Source organism: Micromonospora sp. U56, from assembly GCF_018070095.1.
GTDB lineage: Bacteria > Actinomycetota > Actinomycetes > Mycobacteriales > Micromonosporaceae > Micromonospora > Micromonospora purpureochromogenes.
Genome location: NZ_JAGPYL010000125.1, coordinates 1 through 18,632, shown reverse-complemented (window position 1 = coordinate 18,632; position 18,632 = coordinate 1). Strand labels below are relative to the sequence as shown.

The window sequence follows — 18,632 nt, the reverse complement described above, 5'->3', positions numbered from 1 at the left end:
TTGGATCGTGGCCGGCGTCTGCGTGGCGGTCGGCCTGGGCCTGTTCTACTCGGATTTCTTGGCGGTCGTTGGATAAAAGCCACGCGACAAGCCTGTGTCGTGCCACCGACGGTGATCCGCCGGGCAGGCTGGTTCCCCACCGGGTGCCAGCGTCTGGCAGCAGCATTGCCTAAGAGGTCCTAACAAAATGATCTCTGGGTCTTTCGTCCGTTGTAGATGATGATCTACGATGTCGGGCCGTGAGGCGTGGCGAGCAGCCGCCGTGGATCGTGCCGGACGGGCTGTGGCAGCGCATCGAGCCGCTGCTGCCCAAACCTGAGCGCAACCCACGGCACCCGGGACGCAAGCGGATCCCGGACCGGCAGGTGCTGTGCGGGATCCTGTTCGTGCTGCACACGGGCATCCAGTGGGAGTTCCTGCCCCAACAACTCGGGTTCGGGTCCGGAATGACCTGCTGGCGGCGCCTGGAGGAGTGGAACCGGGCCGGGGTGTGGCAGCGGCTGCACGAGCTACTGCTGGCCGAGCTCCAGGCAGCCGGCAAGCTCGACTGGTCCCGCGCCGTGATCGACTCCTCAGACATACGGGCCGCCAGACGTGGCCCAAAAGCGGCCCGAGCCCGGTCGACCGCGCCCGCCCGGGCTCGAAGCACCACGTCCTGACCGAGGGCGCCGGCATCCCCCTGGCCGTGTCGCTGACCGGCGGCAACCGCAACGACGTCACCCAACTGCTCCCGCTGATCGACAAGATCCCACCGGTACGCGGGCGGCGCGGACGCCCACGCCAGCGCCCCGACCAGTTGTTCGCCGACCGCGCCTACGACCACGACAAGTACCGCAAGGCAGTACGCGGCAAGGGCATCCGCCCACGCATCGCCCGCCGCGGCCAGCCCCACGGCTCCGGTCTCGGTGCGTTCCGGTGGGTGGTCGAGCGGACGATCGCCTGGTACCACGGCATGCGACGACTACGCATCCGCTGGGAACGCCGCGACGACATCCACAAAGCCTTCCTCGCCCTCGCCACCTGCATCATCACGTACCGGCATCTCGCACGACTTTGTTAGGACCTCTAAGCCGGTTACGGCCAGACCCCTCGGTCGCTGTGTCAGCAAGAAGTCAGCAACAGGTCTGGCGTCATCCATCACCGGCTTAGCGATAGGGGGATTGGAGGGCCAGCCTGACTGGGAGCCGTGCCCGATCCGTGCCCGATACAGCGGTCAACATCGGCCACGGGAGGTCCACCGGAGCGCTCGGTTGTCGCTTCCATCCTCGCTGTTTCTAAGCGACGTCTCGTAACCCCGAGGTCTGTCCGCTGAGGACCGTTGTTGAGGATGTCGGGGTGCAGGTGATCTCCGCGGCGCGTGGTCAAGCTCGATCGGTACGACGCGGAGAGTCCGGGGCGCGTCCGTCCGGATGTCGGGGAGGCCGAGCTCGGCTACCTGTTCGTGCCGGAGGCGTGGGGACGCGGGTACGGCGCCGAGGCGTGCGCAGCGGCACTCGACTGGTTCGCCGACGCGCTTCCCGGCGAGCGGGTGGTGCTGCGCACCCAGACCGCCAACGAGCGCTCGATGCGCCTCGCGGCAAAGCTGGGGTTCACCGAGGTGGAGCGGTACGAGGGCTACGGCGCCGAGCAGTGGCTCGGCGTGTGGTCCTCGGTCACGCCGTCCGGCTGAGCTCCCGTCCGGGGAGGCGGGCCGGGCTACGACTGCCCGACGAGGAGATCCGCTTCTGGGTACCAGCAGCGATGCGGGACCAGGTGACTAGCTCGGCCAGCCAATAGCGTCGAGGAACTCCTCCACGGCGACCACGACTTGACTGAGCACCGCGATCGACTCGGTAAGCGGGCCGGGTACGTACATACCGTGGTCCGCGCCTTCCACCTCTAGCACATGGGGCGACAGCCGGCGGGCGAGGTCACCGTCCCATAGCTTGTCGGCAGTGCCACCCACGAGCAGGAACGGCGCGGTTGCGCGGCCCAACGCATCAGCCACCCACGGCAGGGTGAGCAAGGGCGTGAGCCACACGGCGGGCAAGGATCTCTCGGCGGCAATCGCTGCCGCGTTCGTGCCGAGCGACTTGCCGATCAGCAGTGGGCGACCGCCAATGGTGTCGATCAGTGGAACGATCTCACCGCCAACCCAACTCTCGATTTCTGGCTGATCAGGCTTCGGAAACTCCTGGGACCACGAGTGTCGATGTACTGTTGCGCCCCGCTGCTCCGCCACATCGCCGGCATACATCAGCAGGGGAGCGCCCGGTCCGAACCAGGCGCCGGGAATCACGACAGCGTCAGCCATGCGGGCGACCTTACCTACCGGTCAAGACAGGTCCAGCGTGCAGTCCGCGTGCGACAGGGGCGGCACCGTCGGGCCATTCACGGGCCACGCGGTGTCAGCAGGGGGCACACCAGGCCAGGTGAGACCATGCCGGCAAGGGGAAACGCTGGTCCGAGGTCCAACGTTGTCCAATTCCCAAGCTGTTCCGGGGAAGCGTCCTTGTCGGCGGTTGCCATGAAGCGCACAAACCGCTTCTCCGGCCGGGCCACGAGTTGACCCGCGAACGACATCAGGCAATCTGCGGTTCCCCCCGGGATGTAAACACCGGGTTATGCCGCGATCTGGTGCAGCGTATTCGGTGTGAGGGTTTGTTCGTAGTCGGCGGGGCTGAGGTAGCTGAGTGCGGAGTGGCGTCGTCGGCGGTTGTAGAAGGCGATCCACCGGAACACGTCGCGGCGGGCATCGGCCTCGGTGGCCCACCGTCGGCGGTCGACGTCGAGTTCACGTTTGAGCGGCGTGGATGACCTTGATCTGCTCGGCGAGGGCATCCTCGTCGGCGGCGCGAGTCTGCCGAGCCGGCTCGCTGGCGACCCACCGATAGAAGCCGGAGCGGGACACCGCCAGGACCCGGCACAGCCGCTTGACGCCGAAGGCGGCGCGGTGGGTGGAGATGAACCGCAAGCGGCTGGTCACCGATCCATCTCCTTCGCGAAATAGGCGGCTGCCTTGCGCAGGATCTCCTTCTCCTGCCGCAACTGCGCGTTCTCACGCCGCAGGCGGGCGATCTCGGCGTCCTTGTCCGCCACCGACAACCCGCCCCCGCCGGAGGCCGCACCCGTCCCGGTTTGGCGATCGGCGGCGCGGACCCAGTTGCGCAGCGTCTCGTGACTCATCCCAAGCTCACGCGCCACCTGGTTGATCGGCCGCTGCGACGAGCGGACCAGGTCAACCGCGTCACGCCGGAACTCTTCCGTGTACTTCGATGGACGCCCCAACGGGGACACCCCTTCCTCTGGACCAACATCCAGTCTCAGGGTGTCCACATCTCAGGGGGAAGCCCAATTACCGATGTGCTCGGCGGTGTGCCAGCAGTCCCACTCCAGGCTGCCCGCCCGCGCGAACCAGTCCAGATCGGTCGCTGGTCGTAGGCTGGCAACTACGCTGGACAATGCTGCGTCGAGATCATCGCGGTGACCGCCACGGTTTCCTCCAGGGTTGCGAGGCCGATGCTGCACTGGTGTTCATCGTTGGCGGCCAGCTTGCCTGGTGGTGTGACGAACTGAGTGAAGAGGTCACGCGAGGAAGGTGCCATCCGGATTCATGATCTCGCCTCGCACCAGCGGGACGAATGCGGACCAGCCGCCATCGTCCACCGCTACTGACATGCGGACACGCCCGTCGCCGTCATCAAGGGCGTAGCTGACCACGCTGTACCGCTGGCCATCCTGGCCAACGATCTGGCGTAGCTCTTTGTCATTGAGGAGCGCACGCCACTCGGCATAGCCGAGGCGTCGCCATTCCGCCAGGCGTGCCTCGGCGAGCCGAGCTGCGGTTCCCTTGTCCATCCCCACCCACTCAGTTTCTCAGCCCCCGACGACCACGAGCCTTGACGCCGTGCCCGACGTAGGGGTCGACACAGGCCAACGGCGGATGCCGCGAGCCACGACCCGAACGCTTCGTGCGCCTATCTCAGGCGATCCGGCTACCCAGGGAAGTTTGTTCGGTGCGTGAGGAATGTGGGTTGTCGGCGGTAATCATCGGACCGGTGGTGACACAAGCCAGGGTGGGAGTTCGTCGACCAGGCGGGAGTCTTGGATGGGTCCACCGGAAAAACGCGATGAGGATTGGTTCACCAGGGTCTACGCCGCCGAGTACGGACCGGTCGTGAAGTACGGCCAGCGTCGGCTTGCCGATCTGAACGCGGCAGCTGAACTCGCTCAGGAGGTGTTCGTCATCGCCTGGCGGCGCCGCCGCGAGGTTCCGGACCGCAGCCTGCCCTGGCTGTACGGGGTGGCTCGGCGCCTGCTTGCGAACCAATGGCGAGCTCGGAGAGCTGCGCCGGACGTACTACCGATTGCCGACGCCGGCCTTCTGCAGAAACCGGGATCGTCCGGCGCCGACGCGACCGTGGGTGTAGCCGATCTCCAGGCCGCTCTGGCCACCCTCGCCGACCTCGATCAGGAAATCCTCCGGTTGGTCGGCTGAAAGGAGCTGACGGTTTCCGAGGCCGCTCAGGTCCTTGGCTGTACCCGCACCACCGCCGCAGTGCGCTTGCACCGCGCCCGTGGACGCCTCAACGACGCGATGTCGTACCGATCAGGATCACCGGCACAGCAGCCGGTGCTGGCCAGTCCTCGAAAGGCTCAGTGATGTTCGGAGAAGAGCGAGCGCGCACCCTCCTCAAGCCGATTGACCCGGCCCGGCACAGCACCATCGCACCGCCCCGGCTGTCGGCACACGACCTGATCACCCGCGCAGAGGCAATCGCCGAGCCGGTCGCCCATCGCCGTCGGGCACGCCCGACCCGCAGACTGGTTCTGACCGCCGGGACGCTGGCCGTCGCGATCGGGGCCGCAGCAATCGCCCAGACCTTCGGTACGTCCAGCCCGGACACCTCGGAGATCGCCAGTCCGCCCAGGGCGGATCCGGGGGTGGTGCTCGTGCCGGTGGCGTACGGCTCTGGCAGCCGTGATGCGGGGAGCCACCTGCGCGCGTTGGCGAGCAGCCTCGTCGACGCGGAGTACGACAACCGCACCGGCCGGTACATGTACCACCACACGAAGACGTGGGGCGACCCGGTGATGGCTTCTCCTGACGGTCGCTACCAGGTCGCTTTCGCGGACGAGACCAGGGTCTGGCAGGCGGCTGACGGGACCGGTGAGCAGGTCACGATCCCGCTTGAGCCGCAGTATCCGGACCAGGAGTCCCGGGACTACTGGCAGCGCAACCTGAAGTTCAAGGTTGCGGCACCCGCCGCTTCCGGGCCCGCCCGCGTGCCGCTGCCGCCGTTGGATCTCGCGCCGCTGCCGTCCGAACGGACCCGGTTGACGGAGCTGCTCAAGGTCAGGTTCGGGGCCGGCGTGGTCAGCAAGGAGGTGAGCACGGTGTACGGGCGGTACGTCGTCCCGCGTCGGACCCGCGCCGAGATCCTGCGGGTCCTCGCCGACGTACCGGGGTTCCGGTGGCGCGGTCAGGTGACCGATCGGGCCGGCCGGAAGGGCGTGGCCATCACCGTCGACGACCGCGACCACAACGCGCAGTCCCTGCTGATCTTCGACCCCACCACAGGGGAACTGCTCGCCCACGAGCGGCTGACCCTCTCGCCGGTACGGATCAGCGCGTACCAGGTGATCCTCGGCGCTGCCTGGACCGATCGACCCAACTGACATGCCGGTGCCGGGGCCGCTTCTATGAGGTGGCCCCGGTCCGCGTGTCACCTCGACGGTCGGGGCGGGCCACCCACGGGCCATGCGCTCGGCGTGGATCTTCGCGAGCTGGGCGGCGTCCTCGGCGGACGCCGGGCGCGATGTCATGATCACCGTGTCGACGTCGCTGGCGCCGGGCTGCCAGGCGCCGAGCGCGGCGGACCCGACGACGTAGAGGTGTCGCACGTAGCCGGGGAGTGCCTGATCGACCGCTCGGAGATATCTGCGCGTCAGCTCCTCGATCACCCGAGTGACCGTAGCAACCTGCAGAATGGCGGCGGAGGTGATCGATATGGTCGACCGGGAAAGCGTGCCCAGGCTGTGTTCGGTGGTGCTCGACTGCACTGACGCCAGGTCCCTCGCGGAGTTCTACCGATCGCTGTTGGGCCTCGTCTACCGGCCTGGTGACGAGCCGCCGGAAGCGGGGCAGGCGAATGAGCGTGGTCGCGACTGGCTCGTGCTGAGGGCCCCCGACGGCGCTCCCCAGCTGGCCTTCCAGCAGGTCGACCAGCTGCCGGAGGCGACCTGGCCGGAGAACCGGGTGCCGCAGCAGTTGCACCTCGACCTGACCGTGGCGTCGGTCGAGGAGTTGCAGGTGCAGCACGAGCGCGTCATGCGCCTCGGTGGTCGGCTGCTGTACGACCGCAGCGACGACCCCGACGAGCCGCTCCGCGTCTACGCCGATCTGGCCGGTCACCCGTTCTGCATCTTCGTCGGCTAGTGGCCGGAGGGCTGGTGTCGATGTTCCGCACCCCGCAGGTCGTCCTGTTCAGCGCCGACGTCCCGCGCGCCGTGGCGTTCTACACGCGGCTGGGCTTCACCGAGACCTTCCGGGTGCCGACCGACGGCGAGCCGATCCACGTCGACCTGATGCTCGACGGCTACCGGATCGGAATCGCATCGGTCGGCTCCACCCGGGTCGACCATGGCCTCGACCCGGTGCCCGACGGACAGCGGGCCGCCGTGATTCTCTGGACCGACGACACCGCCGCCGCCTGGGCCCGGCTCACCGCCGACGGCGCTCCCGCCCTCGCCGCGCCGCACCCCTGGCTCGACCGCCTCCTGATCGCCTGGACCGCCGACCCGGACGGCAATCCGATCCAGATCGTCCAGCACCGCTGAGGCGATGCACCGGCCTGGCCGACGTGCGGGGGACCGGTGCGGCTCAGGCGGCCCGACCGCGCCCGTCACCCGCCCCGTCGACCACCGGCTCTGATCAGTCGTGCGGGTACCAGCGCAGCTCGACGACGTTGCCGTCCGGGTCGCGGACGTACAGCGAGGTGGCCGAGCCCCGGGCGCCGAACCGGCCCACCGGCCCCTCCACCACGTCGAAGACGCCGGCGGCGATCACCTCGTGCCAGTCGAGCGGCGCGACCACCAGGCAGAGGTGGTCGACGTTCGCCGAGCCCCGCCGGCCGTGGACCAGGTCGATGATCGTTCCGGCGTCGACGCGCACCGAGGGGAAGGGCACCTTGCCGGCCCGCCACTCGTCGACGCGTACCGGGGCCAGGCCGAGCGGTCCGCAGTAGAACGCCAGCGCGCGCTCGACGTCGGCGACGGTGAGCACCAGATGGTCGAAGCCGGTCACCCGCACGCTGGTCACGCCGCCACCTCCCGGGCGTACGCCTGGCGCAGCCAGTCGCCGAACAGGGCCGGGTCGATCTCGTCGGCGGACCGCAGCTTCACCGACGCCATCGACCGGGCACCCGGCAGCAGCCGGCCGGACGGGTCGTCGACCTGCTGGCCGTGCCACAGCCCGAAGGTCAGGTACGCCGGGTACGCCTTGACCAGGCAGACCGGGTCCCGTCCCGGCCGGTCCCCGCGACCCCAGACCGGGTGGCCGTGCCAGACGACGCCGGTGGCGCCGGGCAGCGCCGCCTCGATGACCGGCCGCAGCTTCGCGGCGACCTCCCGCAGTGGCTCGTCGAGCCCGGCGAGGTATTCGGTGACGGTGGTCGTACTCATTGCGCGCTCCTCGGCGTAGCGATTTCTCTGCCGGCTTCCAGCCTGGTCGGAGCGGGGAACGCGACCAAGCCGCGATCGGACTACGATCGTTGAACCGGATTCAACGACGGGAGCCCGGCTTGCTGGAGCGGCACGAGGTCGAGACCTTCCTGGCCCTCGCCGAGGAGCTGCACTTCGGGCGGACCGCCGAGCGGTTGCGGGTCACCACCGGGCGGATCAGCCACGTGGTGAAGAAGCTGGAACGGCGGATCGGCGCGCCGCTCTTCGAGCGCACCAGCCGGGTCGTCCGCCTCACCCCGATCGGCCACCGGCTCGCCGACGACCTGCGACCGTTGGTCGCCGGGATGGAGGACGCCGTACGGCGGGCCGTCGAGGCCGGGCGTGGCGTCACCGGCGAGCTGCGGGTCGCCTTCCTCGGCGAGTGGACGGCGCCGGTGCTGCTCCGCGCGGTCAACCTGTTCCGCGAGCGGCACCCCGACTGCGAGGTGCACGTCCACGAGGCCCAGCTGGCGAACTCCCGGTCCAGCCTGGTGGACGGCTCGATCGACGTGCTCATCGCCGCGTACCCGTTCGACGGCATGGCCAACGGCCCGGCGCTGCTGTCGGAGGGTCGGGTGCTGGCGGTGGCGGCCGGGCATCCGCTGGCCGGCGCGGAGTGGGTTTCCCTGGAGGTCCTCGCCGACCACCCGGTGGTGCAGTACCCGGCGGTGACCTCGGCGGAGTTCAAACGCGACCGCACTCCGGACCGCACGCCGTCCGGGCGTCCGGTGCCGAGGGGACCGGTCGGCAACACCTTCTCGGAGATGCTCTCGCTGGTCGCGATGGACCGTGGCGTGCTGCCGGTCGGCGAGCACACCCGGCGGTACTACCCGCGCCCGGACGTCGCCTACGTGCCGATCCACGACGCGCCGCCCATCCGGCGGGGCCCGGTCTGGCTGGAGACCAACACCACCGAGCGGGTACGCGAGTTCGTCCGCGCCGCGGCGGACACCGTGCGCCGAGGGTGACTGGCAGGATGCCCGACATGCGGGTGCTGGACGAGATCCGGGCGCTGGTCGAGTCGATCGCGCCCCTCGACGAGCTGGAGGCGGCACACCGGGCGCAGTGCCTCGACTGGCTGGCGGCGACCGACGACGTCTTCCGGCGGGCGAAGCCCCGTACCCCGTCGCCGCACCTCGTCGCGTACTTCCTGCTGCGCGACGCCACCGACGGCGGCGTCCTGCTGGTCGACCACCGCAACGCCGGGCGGTGGCTGCCCACCGGCGGCCACGTGGAGCCCGGCGAGCATCCGGCGCAGACCGTACGCCGGGAGGTGGTCGAGGAACTGGGCGTGCCGGCGGTCTTCCCACCGGAGCCCGGTGAGCGTCCGCTCTTCCTCACCGTCACGCCGACGGTCGGCCCGCCCGAGGACCGGCACGTCGACGTGAGCCTCTGGTACGTGCTGGCGGGTCGTCGGGACCAGCCGCTCACGCCCGACCCGGGGGAGTTCCGTGCCGTCCGGTGGTGGACGCCCGCCGAGGTGGCCGCGGCGGACCCGGCCACCCTCGACCCGCACCTGCCCCGGATGTTGACCAAGCTGGCGGTGGGCTGACCGGAGGGCTCAGCCGCCGGCGAGCGTCGATATCCGGTCGGCGTCCCGCCGGGGCAGGGTCGCCAGGGCGATCCCGAGCAGCGCGCTCACCGATCCGACCAGGAAGAACAGTGAGAAGGTCGGCTGGCCCAGCCACTCCCAGAACGGATGCCACTGGGGGTGCTGTTGCGCGCCATGGTGGCTGGCCACCGACGGCACGGCGACCAGGATCGGCAGCCACCACAGCAGCAGCGTCACCCCGAAGAGGACCTTCACCACCGCCCGGGCCGGGTGCGGCGTCTCGGTGCGCCGGCTCGCCCAGCCGAAGACCAGCCAGCCGGCCAGCGCGCCGAGCAGCCCGCCGCCGATCGCGGCCGGGAGGACCAGCGGCGGCGTGGTGCGGCGCAGGTCGATCGAGAGGTACGGGTAGTCGGGCTCCGGCCGCGAGTTGACCGTGACGGTGAGGAGGGTGTCCCCCCGGCTGGCGTCGAGGGTGGTGTAGGTGACCGGCACGAAGGAGCCGCAGAGCTTGTCGGCGCAGTCGTCGAAGGTCTCCGCCGCCGACTGGTCGAGGTGCCAGCCGGCTTCCCGGAGCCGACGCTGGGCGACCGCGACGGTCTGCCCGGGCGGGGCGGGTGGCGGGCCGGCGGCCCACGCGCCGGTGGCGGTCTGCTGGTACTCCCCGCCGTCGCCGAGGAGCAGGTTGTCCAGGGCCTGCAGGGTCAGCGGCTGGGTGTAGTACCCGAAGAAACTCGACGGGGTGGTGATCTCGTCCGGTTCGCGGTCGGGCAGCACGGTCCGGAAGATCGCACCGGTCTCGGCGCGGCCCGGCAGCGGTCGGGCGGTCTCCCAGGCGACCCGGGCGGACAGTGCCGCGCTGAAGAGCCCGCAGACGATCGCAACCAGCGCCGCCCAGGCGACGACCGTGCTGCTGGCCGGTCGGCCGAGCCGGCAGCGCATCCCGTTCCGGATCAGGTCGACGGCCTCCCGCAGCCGTGGCCTGGTCCGTCCGGGCGGGGCGGTGTCGAGCAGCAGGGCGACCAGCTCGTCGCCGCGCTCCCGCCGGTAGGCGCGCGGGTAGCAGCACAGCAGGCGGCGGTAGCGGCGCGCGAGCGGGTCGCCGGTCGATGCCATTGCCTTCCCTCCGGGGGCTCGGTCTCGCCTCGGGTGGTGTGGGGTGCGGTCCCGCCGACTGGCGGGACGGCGGGGATGGTGCCGCGTCGGTCGGGTGGGTGGCGGTTCAGGCGGTGCCGGGGCGGAACGCGCGCAGCCGCGCCTCGGCGGCGGTGGCGAGCTGGCGCAGCCGGCCGGCCTCGGCCCCGAGGGCGGCGTGCCCCTCGGGGGTGAGACGGAAGTAGCGGCGCCGCCGACCGTCCACGGTCTCCTCCCGGTCGGGCTCCACCAGGCCCTCGGCGGTGAGCCGGTCCAGCGCGGTGTAGAGGGTGCCGGGAAGCAGGGTCACCCGCTGCTCGGAGAGGACGGCGACGTCCTGGACGATGCCGTAGCCGTGCCGTGGACCGCCGGCGAGCGCGGTGAGGATCAGGAAGGTCGGTTCACGCATCGCCGCCATGCGCCGGATCATATACAGATGATCGATATATGAACCGGCCCGTGTCGGGTGGCCCGGGCCGGGTCGGGCCGTACCCTGGCGATCATGCGGATTGGCATCGTGATCCTTCCCGACCAGCGCTGGTCGGAGTCGCAGCGCCGCTGGCGCCAGGCGGACGAGTGGGGCTTCGACCACGCCTGGACGTACGACCACCTGGGCTGGCGCGACCTGGTCGACGGCCCCTGGTTCGACTCCATGGCCACCCTGACCGCCGCCGCGACGGTGACCTCCCGGATCCGGCTCGGCACCCTGGTCGCCTCGCCGAACTTCCGGCACCCGGCGGCCTTCGCCCGGCAGGTCACCGCCCTCGACGACGTGTCCGCCGGCCGGGTGCTGCTCGGGCTCGGGGCGGGCGGCATCGGGTTCGACTCCGCGGTGCTGGGCGGCGACACCCTGCCGCCCCGGCAGCGGGTGGACCGCTTCGGCGAGTTCACCGAGCTGCTCGACCTGGTGCTGCGGGAGGACGGCGTCACCTGGCGGGGTGACTGGTTCGCTGCGGTGGACGCCCGCAACAACCCGGGCTGCGTGCAGCAGCCCCGGGTGCCGTTCGTGGTGGCCGCGAACGGTCCCCGGTCGATGCGGCTGGTGGCCCGCTTCGGGCAGGGCTGGGTCACCACCGGCACCGACGGCGACGACCTGACGAGCTGGTGGGACGGGGTGGGGCAGCTCTGCGCCCGGCTGGACCAGACGTTGGACGCCGCCGGTCGGGACCCGGCCACCGTGGACCGCTACCTGTCGCTGGACTCGGCGCCGGCCTTCTCGCTGAGCAGCGCCGACTTCTTCGCCGAGCAGGTGGCCCGGGCGGCGGCGCTCGGCTTCACCGACGTCATCACGCACTGGCCCCGGGCCAGCAGCTGGTACGCCGGCGACGAGGCCGTCCTGGTGGACGTCGCCACCCGTCTCCTGCCCGAGCTGCGCACCGCCTGATCCCGGCGGCCGGCGGTGTCGGCGCGCCCCACCCCCGGCGGGAAGCTGGAGTAATGGGGCGCGCCCCGGGACCGCCGGCTGAGGCCCTGGTCGGCGCGTACCTCAGGTGCTGAGGTCTCCGGTGGCGACGCCGCCGTCACCCCCGGAGACCAGCCGGAAGCGCAGGCAGGCGATCTCGGTGTCGTCGGTGACCGGGGTGCCGACGCGCGCCCAGTAGGCGGCGTGCCCCGCCCGCCACTCCTCGATCGAGCGGTCGCCCTCGCCCTCGGCGCGGGCGAAGTCCCACGGGACGTCGGCGAAGCGGACCACCTCGACGCAGGTGACCTCGACGATCCCGGCGAGGGCGTCGACGTCGTCCAGCAGGACGAGCCGTTCGCCGGTGTGCTCCAGCTCCTCGCCCTCCTCGGCGTACTCGGTGAGCAGGGTGGCGGTCGCCGTCTTCACCCCGGCCAGCACCAGGGTGTTGAGGTTGGTCCGCATCCGCCCCGGGGTGCCGAGGGCGAGCGTGCGCAGTCCACCGATCCGAGGCCACATCCTGCCGACGTTACCCAGCACCGATTTCCCGTCATGGGGAATCGGCGCCGGCGGCTACCGTGAGGGCCGGCGGAAGGAGATCGGCCATGGCGGCCCGGCGCGCGGTGCTCATCCCCGGCCGGGCTACGACACCCGGTACCCGCTCTTCGCGTACACCGGCGAGGCGCTGCGGCGGACGGGCTTCGACGTCCACGAGATCACCTGGACGGCGCCGGAGCGCTTCGCCCCCGACCGGGACGGCCCGGCCGCCGCCGCCGGGTGGGTCGTCGGGCAGGTCGAGCAGGCGCTGGGCGAGCGGACCGACCTGCTGGTCGGCAAGTCGCTCGGTTCGCTGGCCGCTCCGCTCGCCGCCGGCCGGGGACTCGCCGCCGTCTGGCTGACCCCGCTGCTGCACCGGCCCGAGGTGGTCGAGGCGCTGGCCCGGGCCACCGCGCCGGTCCTGCTGGTCGGCGGCACCGCCGACCCCTTCTGGGACGGTGCCGTGGCGCGCCGGCTCACCCCGCACGTGCTGGAGGTCCCCGACGCCCACCACGGGATGCTGGTGCCTGGTCCGCTGGCCCGCTCGGCGGAGGTGCTGGGCCGGGTCTGCACCGCCGTGGAGGAGTTCGTTCAGATCAGCTGACCGGCGTAGCCGGCGGCGGCGAGCACCCGCTCGTCGCCGGTCGCCGCGTGCGCGTCGAGCACGGCGTCGGCCAGCTTGACCACGTGCGCGTCGCCGTGCCGGGCGGCCCGGGCGAACACCTCCGCCGGGGTGCCGGGTGTGACGACCGGGATCGTCGTGCCGCGCGGCGGGGCGTACACGGCGGTCACCGCTGCCGTGGCCGACCACGCCGCGGTGAGGCTGGACGCCCAGAGCGCCGGGTCGAGCGCCGGCAGGGTCCGCAGCACCGCCGTGGGCGCGGTCACCGCGTGCACCAGCATCACCGGGTTCTCGTGGCCGTACCGCAGGTAGTCCAGCGCGGCCCGGTGCACCAGCCCGACCAGCCCCCGCTCCGCTTCGGCGGGCGTCCGCGCCGGGCGCGGCGCCGCCACCGCCCCGTCCCACCCGGGTACGCCCGACAGCCGCGCGAGCCGTTGCCGGATGCCGCCGCTGCGATCGTCGATCCGGGGCACCGAGGCCAGCGCGGTGGCCACGTCGGGACCGTCGGGGCGGGACGCCGCGTCGAGGCGCAGGCCCGGCACCGGCTGCCAGCGGGCCGCCCAGTAGCCGAGGGCCTGGCCGAGCTCGGCCACCCGATCGGGGCTGGAGCCGTCCTCGCGCAGCGTCCGGACGGCGTGGCCGACCCGGATGACGCCGTGGGTCGCGCCGGCCGCGATGCCGGGCAGCAGCCGGGGCCACCAGGTGCCCAGCACCTCGCGCCAGGGTTGCTCGCGCAGCTCCCGGTCGAAGTGGGCCAGCCAGTCGCCGGCGCGCTTCGGGTCACCGAGGGCCTCCCGCCAGTCCTCGATCCGGTGCTGGCCGCGCGGCAGTTCGTCGAGCCGGCGCAGGTAGTCGTCCAGCCAGCGGTGCACGCTGCGGTCGTGGCCGTGCCGGACCAGCGCCTCGACCGCCATCGGTCCGTGGTTGGAGAGCCAGCCCTCGAACTCGGGGCCGGTGCGGTGCAGCCGTCGGTACGCCTCGTCCAGGATGCCGTGGTCCATGCGCCGATCGTCGGACCTGAAGTGCGCTTCAGGTCAAGCGGGCAGTTGGGCGGCGTCGAGCAGCCCGTGCAGGCGGAGTTCCCGGCTCACCTCGGGCGGGCAGTCCCGCACCACGGCCGAGGCGCCGAGCCAGGTGGCGCCCCGGACGGCGCAGATCTCCCGGATCGCCCGCAGTTGCGCCCCGGTGGCGACCCAGTCGTCCACCGCCAGCACCCGGTCGTCCGGGCCGAGCCGCCGGTCCACCACGGCCAGGTCCACCTGCCGGCCGCGGAAGTCGGGGTCGCTCCGGGACCAGGTCAGCGGCCCGGCCGGCAGTCGCCCGTCGCCCGGCTTGTGTGCCGGCGCGAAGCCCACCCCGAGGGCGGTGGCGGTCAGCGGGCCGAGCATCAGCCCGGTGACGGCCGGGGCCACCACCACGGTCGGCCGGGCGTCCCGGAACGGTGCGGCCAGGGCCGGCCCGAGCCCGGCCAGCACCTGCGGGTCGCGCCACCAGCCGGAGATGTCGCTGACCAGGTGGCTGCTGCCCGGCCCCGGATCGACCCAGCGGAACAGCTCGATCAGACGCCGGCGCAGCTCATCGGCCATCCGTCCATCCTCACCCATCGCTGCCATGGCGCGCGGCGCTGGCCCGTCCGGCCCCCGCGACGTCGGATGATCGGCCACACGTATCGCTGCAATTCCGGGCATACCACCATGATCACGTTGACTTCGGAAGTGCTTCTCTCGTTACGGTCCGACCCGGTTTGTTCAGCTGACGAAAGGACCGGTCCGGTGGCTGGTAGGCACTCCCGTACCCGCATGTTCTCCTCGCCGGCCGGCATCGTCGCCACCGCCGCCGTGGGTGTCGTGCTCGCCGTCGGCGGCACCGTCGGCGCCGTGCAGCTGACCTCGGGCGAGGCGGCGGCCCCCGTCGTCGCCGACACCGTGCCGGCCGCGGTCAGCCCCAGCGCCACCACCTCGCCGAGCGCCACCGCGTCCCCCACCGCCAGCCCCTCGCCGACCGTCACGGCCAGCCCGAGGGCCACCCGGTCCGCCCAGGCGGCCTCCCGGGCCAGGACCCGCACCGCCACGCCGAAGCCGAGCGCGACGACGAAGAAGGCCGCCCCGAAGAGCACCGTGGTGGACAGCGGCTCGTGCGGCGCGTCCTTCTACGACGAGGGCCAGATGACGGCCAACGGCGAGACCTTCAACCCGGACGCGCTGACCGCCGCGCACAAGACGCTGCCCTTCAACACCCGGGTCCGGGTCACCAACCCGGACAACGGCAAGTCGGTGACCGTCCGCATCAACGACCGTGGCCCGTTCATCGAGGGGCGCTGCCTCGACCTGTCCCGCGCCGCGTTCGAAACCATCGCCTCGGTGAGCCTGGGTGAGCTGACGGTGAAGTACGAGGTCCTCGGCTGACGGCGATCGGCTCGTCGTGACCGTCCGGCCGGTCGGAACACCCTCAGTCGAGGGGTCAGGTTCATTCACCGGTTCACGTCCATCAGGCATGCTGTCCCTCGTACGCACGCATGCCTTCCAGTCGGGCCGCGGCCCGCTGAGTCCCGGATCCCGCGCCGGCGTCGGCGCGGCCCTCGGCCTGCTCACGATCATCTCAACGGTGGAGCTGGCCGACGGCCGGACGGCGCACTACGTGGCGCTGATGATGGCCGCCCCCATCCTGGCCGCCGCGTTCGCCTCCTGGCGGGTGGTGCTCGGGATCGGCCTGGTCGCCGCGGTGCTCGGGGCCAGCTTCGCGCTGACCGAACCCACCCCGTCACTGGTCACCGCCGTCGACCTCGCCGGGATCGCCTTCGCCAGCGGGATCGCGGCGGCGGTGGCGGCGCTGCGGCAGCGGCAGGGCGAGCAGATCGCCGAGCTGTCGAAGCTGGCGTCGGTCGCCCAGCAGGCGGTGCTGCGACCGCTCGGGCCGCAGGTGGGCACCCTCGCGGTGGCCGCCCGGTACATCTCCTCGACGGCCACCGCCGAGATCGGCGGCGACCTCTACGAGGCCATGGACACCCCGTACGGCGTCCGCATGATCATCGGGGACGTCCGGGGCAAGGGGCTGGACGCGGTCCGGCTGGCGAGCATCGTGCTGGGCTCCTACCGGCACGTCGCGTACGAGCGGGCCGACCTGCGCGCGGTGGTGGCCGACCTGGACCGGGCGGTGGCCCGCAACGTGGGCGACGAGGACTTCGTCACGGCGGCCGTGGTGGAGGAGCGGGGCGGCACGTTGACCATCGTCAACTGCGGCCACCCGTCACCGCTGCTGCTGCGCCGGGGCGCGGTGATCCCGCTGGAGCCGCCGGCGCCCGCCCCGCCGCTGGGGTTCATGCCGGTGGTGCGCCCCCGGGTGGAACGCCTGGAGCCCGGCGACCGGCTGCTGCTCTTCACCGACGGGCTCGGCGAGGCCCGGCGCGACGGTGAGTTCTTCCCGACCGCCGACCGGGCCTGGCGGCTGCTCGGGCACGGCACGGTCGGCGACGGCCTCGCCTCGCTGGAGACCGCGCTGGTGGAGTGGGTGCACGGGCGGCTGGACGACGACATCGCCCTGGTCCTGATGGAGTACACCGGCCCGCCCACCGGGGCGACCGTCCCGGTGCCGAGCTGGGAGGTCGGCGCGGCGGAGGCGTGAGCGCCGCGCCCCTGCGCCGTCCTGCCACGGGCCGAACGAGAGCTGAACCACAGGTGTGTAATCGCCGTCACTTCCCCCATCGGCTTGTCGGTGGCTACCGGTGAGTAATACAGTTGGGGTTACTGATCGGTAACCTGTCCGGAAGCGGGGCCAGCGAGCATGACCCACTACAAGAGCAACCTTCGGGACCTCGAGTTCAACCTGTTCGAGGTCTTCGGGGCGGACCGGACGTTCGGCCAGGCGCCGTACTCGGACCTGGACGTCGACACCGCCCGCAGCTTCCTCTCCGAGGTCGACCGCCTGGCCCGCGAGGACCTCGCGGCCAGCTACACGGACAGCGACCGCAACCCGCCGGTCTTCGACCCGGCCACGCACACCGCGCCGCTGCCGGAGTCGTTCAAGAAGTCGTACCAGGCGTTCATGGACTCCGAGTTCTGGCGGCTGGACCTCCCCGACTCCCTCGGCGGCACCAACGCCCCGCGGGCGCTCTGGTGGTCCCTCGCCGAGCTGGTGCTCGGCGCGAACGCGCCGATCTGGATGTACGCCTCCGGCCCGTCCTTCGCGCACGTGCTGCACGTCGAGGGCACCGAGCAGCAGAAGAAGTGGGCGCGACTCTTCATCGACAAGCAGTGGGGCTCCACCATGGTGCTCACCGAGCCGGACGCCGGCTCGGACGTGGGCGCCGGTCGGACCCGCGCGATCCAGCAGCCGGACGGCTCCTGGCACATCGAGGGCGTCAAGCGCTTCATCACCTCGGGTGAGCACGACCTGAGCGACAACATCGTCCACTACGTCCTGGCCCGTCCGGTCGGCGTCGAGGGCGCCGGCGGCCCGGGCACCAAGGGCCTGTCGCTCTTCGTGGTGCCGAAGTACCACTTCGACGAGACCACCGGCGAGCTGGGCGAGCGCAACGGCGTCTTCGCCACCAACGTCGAGCACAAGATGGGCCTGAAGGTCTCCAACACCTGCGAGGTGACCTTCGGTGAGCACGGCGTGCCGGCCAAGGGTTGGCTGCTGGGCGAGAAGCACGACGGCATCCGGCAGATGTTCATGATCATCGAGTACGCCCGGATGATGGTCGGCACCAAGGCGATCGCCACCCTCTCCACCGGCTACCTGAACGCCCTGGAGTACGCCAAGAACCGGGTGCAGGGTGCCGACCTGATCCAGCAGGCCGACAAGACCGCCCCGCGGGTGACCATCACCCACCACCCGGACGTGCGCCGCTCGCTGCTGCTGCAGAAGTCGTACGCCGAGGGCCTGCGTGCGCTGGTCTGCTACACCGCCAGCTGGCAGGACAAGGTCGCCATCGCCGAGGCGGCCGGCGACGAGAAGGCCACCAAGCTGGCCAAGCGGGTCAACGACCTGCTCCTTCCGCTGGTCAAGGGCGTCGGCTCGGAGCGCGCGTACGAGCTGCTGGGTCACGAGTCGCTGCAGACCTTCGGCGGCTCCGGCTTCCTCCAGGACTACCCGCTGGAGCAGTACGTCCGCGACGCCAAGATCGACACCCTGTACGAGGGCACCACCGCGATCCAGAGCCTCGACCTGATCTTCCGGAAGATCGTCCGGGACAACGGCAAGGCCCTGATGGCGGTCGCCGGCGAGATCCAGGAGTTCATCGCCACCGAGGGCGGCAACGGTCAGCTCAAGGAGGAGCGGCAGGCGCTGGGCAAGGCGCTCGCCGAGATCCAGACCATGCTCGGCGTGATGACCGGCTGGCTCGGCGAGGCGCAGGGCGGCGACACCCGCAGCCTCTACAAGGTCGGCCTGAGCAGCCGCCGCTTCCTGCTGGCCATCGGCGACCTGGTCGTCGGGTGGCTGCTGCAGAAGCAGGCGGACGTGGCTCTGCGCGCCCTGGCCGGCGAGGTCTCCGCCGCCGACAAGGCGTTCTACACGGGCAAGGTGGCCGCCGCCCGGTTCTTCGCCCGCGAGGTGCTGCCCCGCATCGGCGCCGACCGGCGGATCATCGAGGGCGCCGACCTGGAGATCATGGACCTCCCGGAGGAGGCGTTCTGATCCCCTCCGGGGTGATCAGCCCGGTTCGACCCTGACGGCGGCCGGCGAGCATC

Annotated in this window: 22 protein-coding genes and 3 pseudogenes; 14 read left to right on the top strand and 11 right to left on the bottom strand. The window is 71.5% G+C overall.

Annotated features, from left to right (window positions below; all coding sequences use genetic code 11):
• Positions 1-239 precede the first annotated feature (239 nt).
• Together KBX37_RS28465 and KBX37_RS28460 are read left to right on the top strand one after the other, a co-directional pair.
• A pseudogene (locus KBX37_RS28465) lies at positions 240-1,060 on the top strand (IS5 family transposase).
• A gap of 297 nt (positions 1,061-1,357) precedes the next feature.
• Positions 1,358-1,669 carry a GNAT family N-acetyltransferase gene (locus KBX37_RS28460; RefSeq protein ID WP_210778975.1) on the top strand — a complete coding sequence of 104 codons (312 nt, stop codon included), beginning with the start codon at positions 1,358-1,360 and terminating at the stop codon, positions 1,667-1,669.
• Between the two features lie 87 nt (positions 1,670-1,756).
• On the opposite strand, the gene KBX37_RS28455 is transcribed toward KBX37_RS28460, so the two are convergent.
• The 3 genes and pseudogenes from KBX37_RS28455 to KBX37_RS28435 all read right to left on the bottom strand — a co-directional run bounded on the left by KBX37_RS28455 (position 1,757) and on the right by KBX37_RS28435 (position 3,837).
• The gene (locus tag KBX37_RS28455; RefSeq protein WP_210778974.1) at positions 1,757-2,293 is read right to left on the bottom strand and encodes an alpha/beta hydrolase; all 537 of its coding nucleotides are present in this window, start codon (positions 2,291-2,293) and stop codon (positions 1,757-1,759) included.
• A gap of 308 nt (positions 2,294-2,601) precedes the next feature.
• Positions 2,602-3,267, bottom strand: a pseudogene (locus tag KBX37_RS36115) (transposase).
• 297 nt (positions 3,268-3,564) lie between these two features.
• Positions 3,565-3,837 carry a hypothetical protein gene (locus KBX37_RS28435; RefSeq protein WP_247659182.1) on the bottom strand — a complete coding sequence of 91 codons (273 nt, stop codon included), beginning with the start codon at positions 3,835-3,837 and terminating at the stop codon, positions 3,565-3,567.
• A gap of 250 nt (positions 3,838-4,087) precedes the next feature.
• Between KBX37_RS28435 and KBX37_RS28430 the strand changes: the two genes are divergently transcribed.
• The 3 genes from KBX37_RS28430 to KBX37_RS28425 are packed head-to-tail and all read left to right on the top strand — an operon-like array spanning position 4,088 to position 5,658.
• A complete protein-coding gene (locus KBX37_RS28430; RefSeq protein WP_247659177.1) occupies positions 4,088-4,477 on the top strand; it encodes an RNA polymerase sigma factor in 390 nt (129 codons plus the stop codon).
• 6 nt (positions 4,478-4,483) lie between these two features.
• Positions 4,484-4,642: a hypothetical protein gene (locus KBX37_RS36110; RefSeq protein WP_374103919.1), complete on the top strand. Its 159-nt coding sequence runs from the start codon at positions 4,484-4,486 to the stop codon at positions 4,640-4,642.
• The gene (locus KBX37_RS28425) at positions 4,642-5,658 is read left to right on the top strand and encodes a CU044_5270 family protein (protein ID WP_210778969.1); all 1,017 of its coding nucleotides are present in this window, start codon (positions 4,642-4,644) and stop codon (positions 5,656-5,658) included. The genes KBX37_RS36110 and KBX37_RS28425 overlap by 1 nt, the downstream gene beginning before the upstream one ends.
• A gap of 117 nt (positions 5,659-5,775) precedes the next feature.
• Here the strand turns inward: KBX37_RS28425 and KBX37_RS36105 are convergent.
• Positions 5,776-5,943 (bottom strand): annotated as a pseudogene (locus KBX37_RS36105) (nucleotidyltransferase domain-containing protein); the annotation flags it as partial.
• Positions 5,944-5,968: 25 nt separating this feature from the next.
• Here KBX37_RS36105 and KBX37_RS28415 point away from each other — a divergent pair.
• Together KBX37_RS28415 and KBX37_RS28410 are read left to right on the top strand one after the other, a co-directional pair.
• Complete coding sequence (locus KBX37_RS28415) at positions 5,969-6,418, top strand: VOC family protein (protein ID WP_247659176.1); 450 nt, start codon at positions 5,969-5,971, stop codon at positions 6,416-6,418.
• A gap of 20 nt (positions 6,419-6,438) precedes the next feature.
• Positions 6,439-6,819 (top strand): glyoxalase/bleomycin resistance/extradiol dioxygenase family protein, encoded by a 381-nt coding sequence (locus KBX37_RS28410; RefSeq protein WP_247659181.1) that lies wholly within the window; start codon positions 6,439-6,441, stop codon positions 6,817-6,819.
• A 94-nt stretch (positions 6,820-6,913) separates the two neighbouring features.
• Here the strand turns inward: KBX37_RS28410 and KBX37_RS28405 are convergent, their stop codons facing one another.
• Positions 6,914-7,300, bottom strand: coding sequence for a VOC family protein (locus tag KBX37_RS28405; protein ID WP_210778967.1), 387 nt, complete (start codon positions 7,298-7,300; stop codon positions 6,914-6,916).
• Positions 7,297-7,662: a DUF1801 domain-containing protein gene (locus KBX37_RS28400; RefSeq protein WP_210778966.1), complete on the bottom strand. Its 366-nt coding sequence runs from the start codon at positions 7,660-7,662 to the stop codon at positions 7,297-7,299. Before KBX37_RS28400 ends, KBX37_RS28405 begins: the two co-directional genes overlap by 4 nt.
• 119 nt (positions 7,663-7,781) lie before the next feature.
• Here KBX37_RS28400 and KBX37_RS28395 point away from each other — a divergent pair, with 119 nt between their 5' ends.
• Both KBX37_RS28395 and KBX37_RS28390 read left to right on the top strand, forming a co-directional pair.
• The gene (locus tag KBX37_RS28395) at positions 7,782-8,669 is read left to right on the top strand and encodes a LysR family transcriptional regulator (protein ID WP_210778965.1); all 888 of its coding nucleotides are present in this window, start codon (positions 7,782-7,784) and stop codon (positions 8,667-8,669) included.
• A gap of 8 nt (positions 8,670-8,677) precedes the next feature.
• The gene (locus KBX37_RS28390) at positions 8,678-9,253 is read left to right on the top strand and encodes an NUDIX hydrolase (protein WP_247659175.1); all 576 of its coding nucleotides are present in this window, start codon (positions 8,678-8,680) and stop codon (positions 9,251-9,253) included.
• Between the two features lie 9 nt (positions 9,254-9,262).
• On the opposite strand, the gene KBX37_RS28385 is transcribed toward KBX37_RS28390, so the two are convergent.
• A complete protein-coding gene (locus tag KBX37_RS28385) occupies positions 9,263-10,366 on the bottom strand; it encodes a hypothetical protein (protein WP_210778964.1) in 1,104 nt (367 codons plus the stop codon).
• A gap of 106 nt (positions 10,367-10,472) precedes the next feature.
• On the bottom strand, positions 10,473-10,793 hold the full coding sequence (locus tag KBX37_RS28380; protein WP_210778976.1) for a PadR family transcriptional regulator: 321 nt from the start codon (positions 10,791-10,793) through the stop codon (positions 10,473-10,475).
• Between the two features lie 93 nt (positions 10,794-10,886).
• On the opposite strand from KBX37_RS28380, the gene KBX37_RS28375 reads away from it, so the two are divergent.
• On the top strand, positions 10,887-11,768 hold the full coding sequence (locus tag KBX37_RS28375) for an LLM class flavin-dependent oxidoreductase (RefSeq protein ID WP_210778963.1): 882 nt from the start codon (positions 10,887-10,889) through the stop codon (positions 11,766-11,768).
• Positions 11,769-11,870: 102 nt separating this feature from the next.
• Here the strand turns inward: KBX37_RS28375 and KBX37_RS28370 are convergent, their stop codons facing one another.
• Positions 11,871-12,302 carry an ASCH domain-containing protein gene (locus KBX37_RS28370; protein WP_210778962.1) on the bottom strand — a complete coding sequence of 144 codons (432 nt, stop codon included), beginning with the start codon at positions 12,300-12,302 and terminating at the stop codon, positions 11,871-11,873.
• On the opposite strand from KBX37_RS28370, the gene KBX37_RS28365 reads away from it, so the two are divergent.
• Positions 12,274-12,924, top strand: a complete 651-nt coding sequence (locus KBX37_RS28365) for an alpha/beta hydrolase (protein WP_307849245.1) — start codon at positions 12,274-12,276, stop codon at positions 12,922-12,924. The two genes, KBX37_RS28370 and KBX37_RS28365, sit on opposite strands and share 29 nt — an antisense overlap.
• Here the strand turns inward: KBX37_RS28365 and KBX37_RS28360 are convergent.
• Positions 12,912-13,943 carry a questin oxidase family protein gene (locus KBX37_RS28360; RefSeq protein WP_210778961.1) on the bottom strand — a complete coding sequence of 344 codons (1,032 nt, stop codon included), beginning with the start codon at positions 13,941-13,943 and terminating at the stop codon, positions 12,912-12,914. The two genes, KBX37_RS28365 and KBX37_RS28360, sit on opposite strands and share 13 nt — an antisense overlap.
• A 33-nt stretch (positions 13,944-13,976) precedes the next feature.
• Positions 13,977-14,528 carry a phosphoribosyltransferase gene (locus KBX37_RS28355; protein ID WP_210778960.1) on the bottom strand — a complete coding sequence of 184 codons (552 nt, stop codon included), beginning with the start codon at positions 14,526-14,528 and terminating at the stop codon, positions 13,977-13,979.
• A gap of 186 nt (positions 14,529-14,714) precedes the next feature.
• Here KBX37_RS28355 and KBX37_RS28350 point away from each other — a divergent pair, with 186 nt between their 5' ends.
• The 3 genes from KBX37_RS28350 (at position 14,715) to KBX37_RS28340 (ending at position 18,579) form a co-directional block, all read left to right on the top strand.
• A complete protein-coding gene (locus KBX37_RS28350) occupies positions 14,715-15,347 on the top strand; it encodes a septal ring lytic transglycosylase RlpA family protein (RefSeq protein ID WP_210778959.1) in 633 nt (210 codons plus the stop codon).
• Positions 15,348-15,435: 88 nt separating this feature from the next.
• Positions 15,436-16,563: a PP2C family protein-serine/threonine phosphatase gene (locus KBX37_RS28345; RefSeq protein ID WP_210778958.1), complete on the top strand. Its 1,128-nt coding sequence runs from the start codon at positions 15,436-15,438 to the stop codon at positions 16,561-16,563.
• Positions 16,564-16,722: 159 nt separating this feature from the next.
• Positions 16,723-18,579 (top strand): acyl-CoA dehydrogenase, encoded by a 1,857-nt coding sequence (locus KBX37_RS28340; RefSeq protein ID WP_210778957.1) that lies wholly within the window; start codon positions 16,723-16,725, stop codon positions 18,577-18,579.
• The last annotated feature ends 53 nt before the right edge of the window (positions 18,580-18,632 follow it).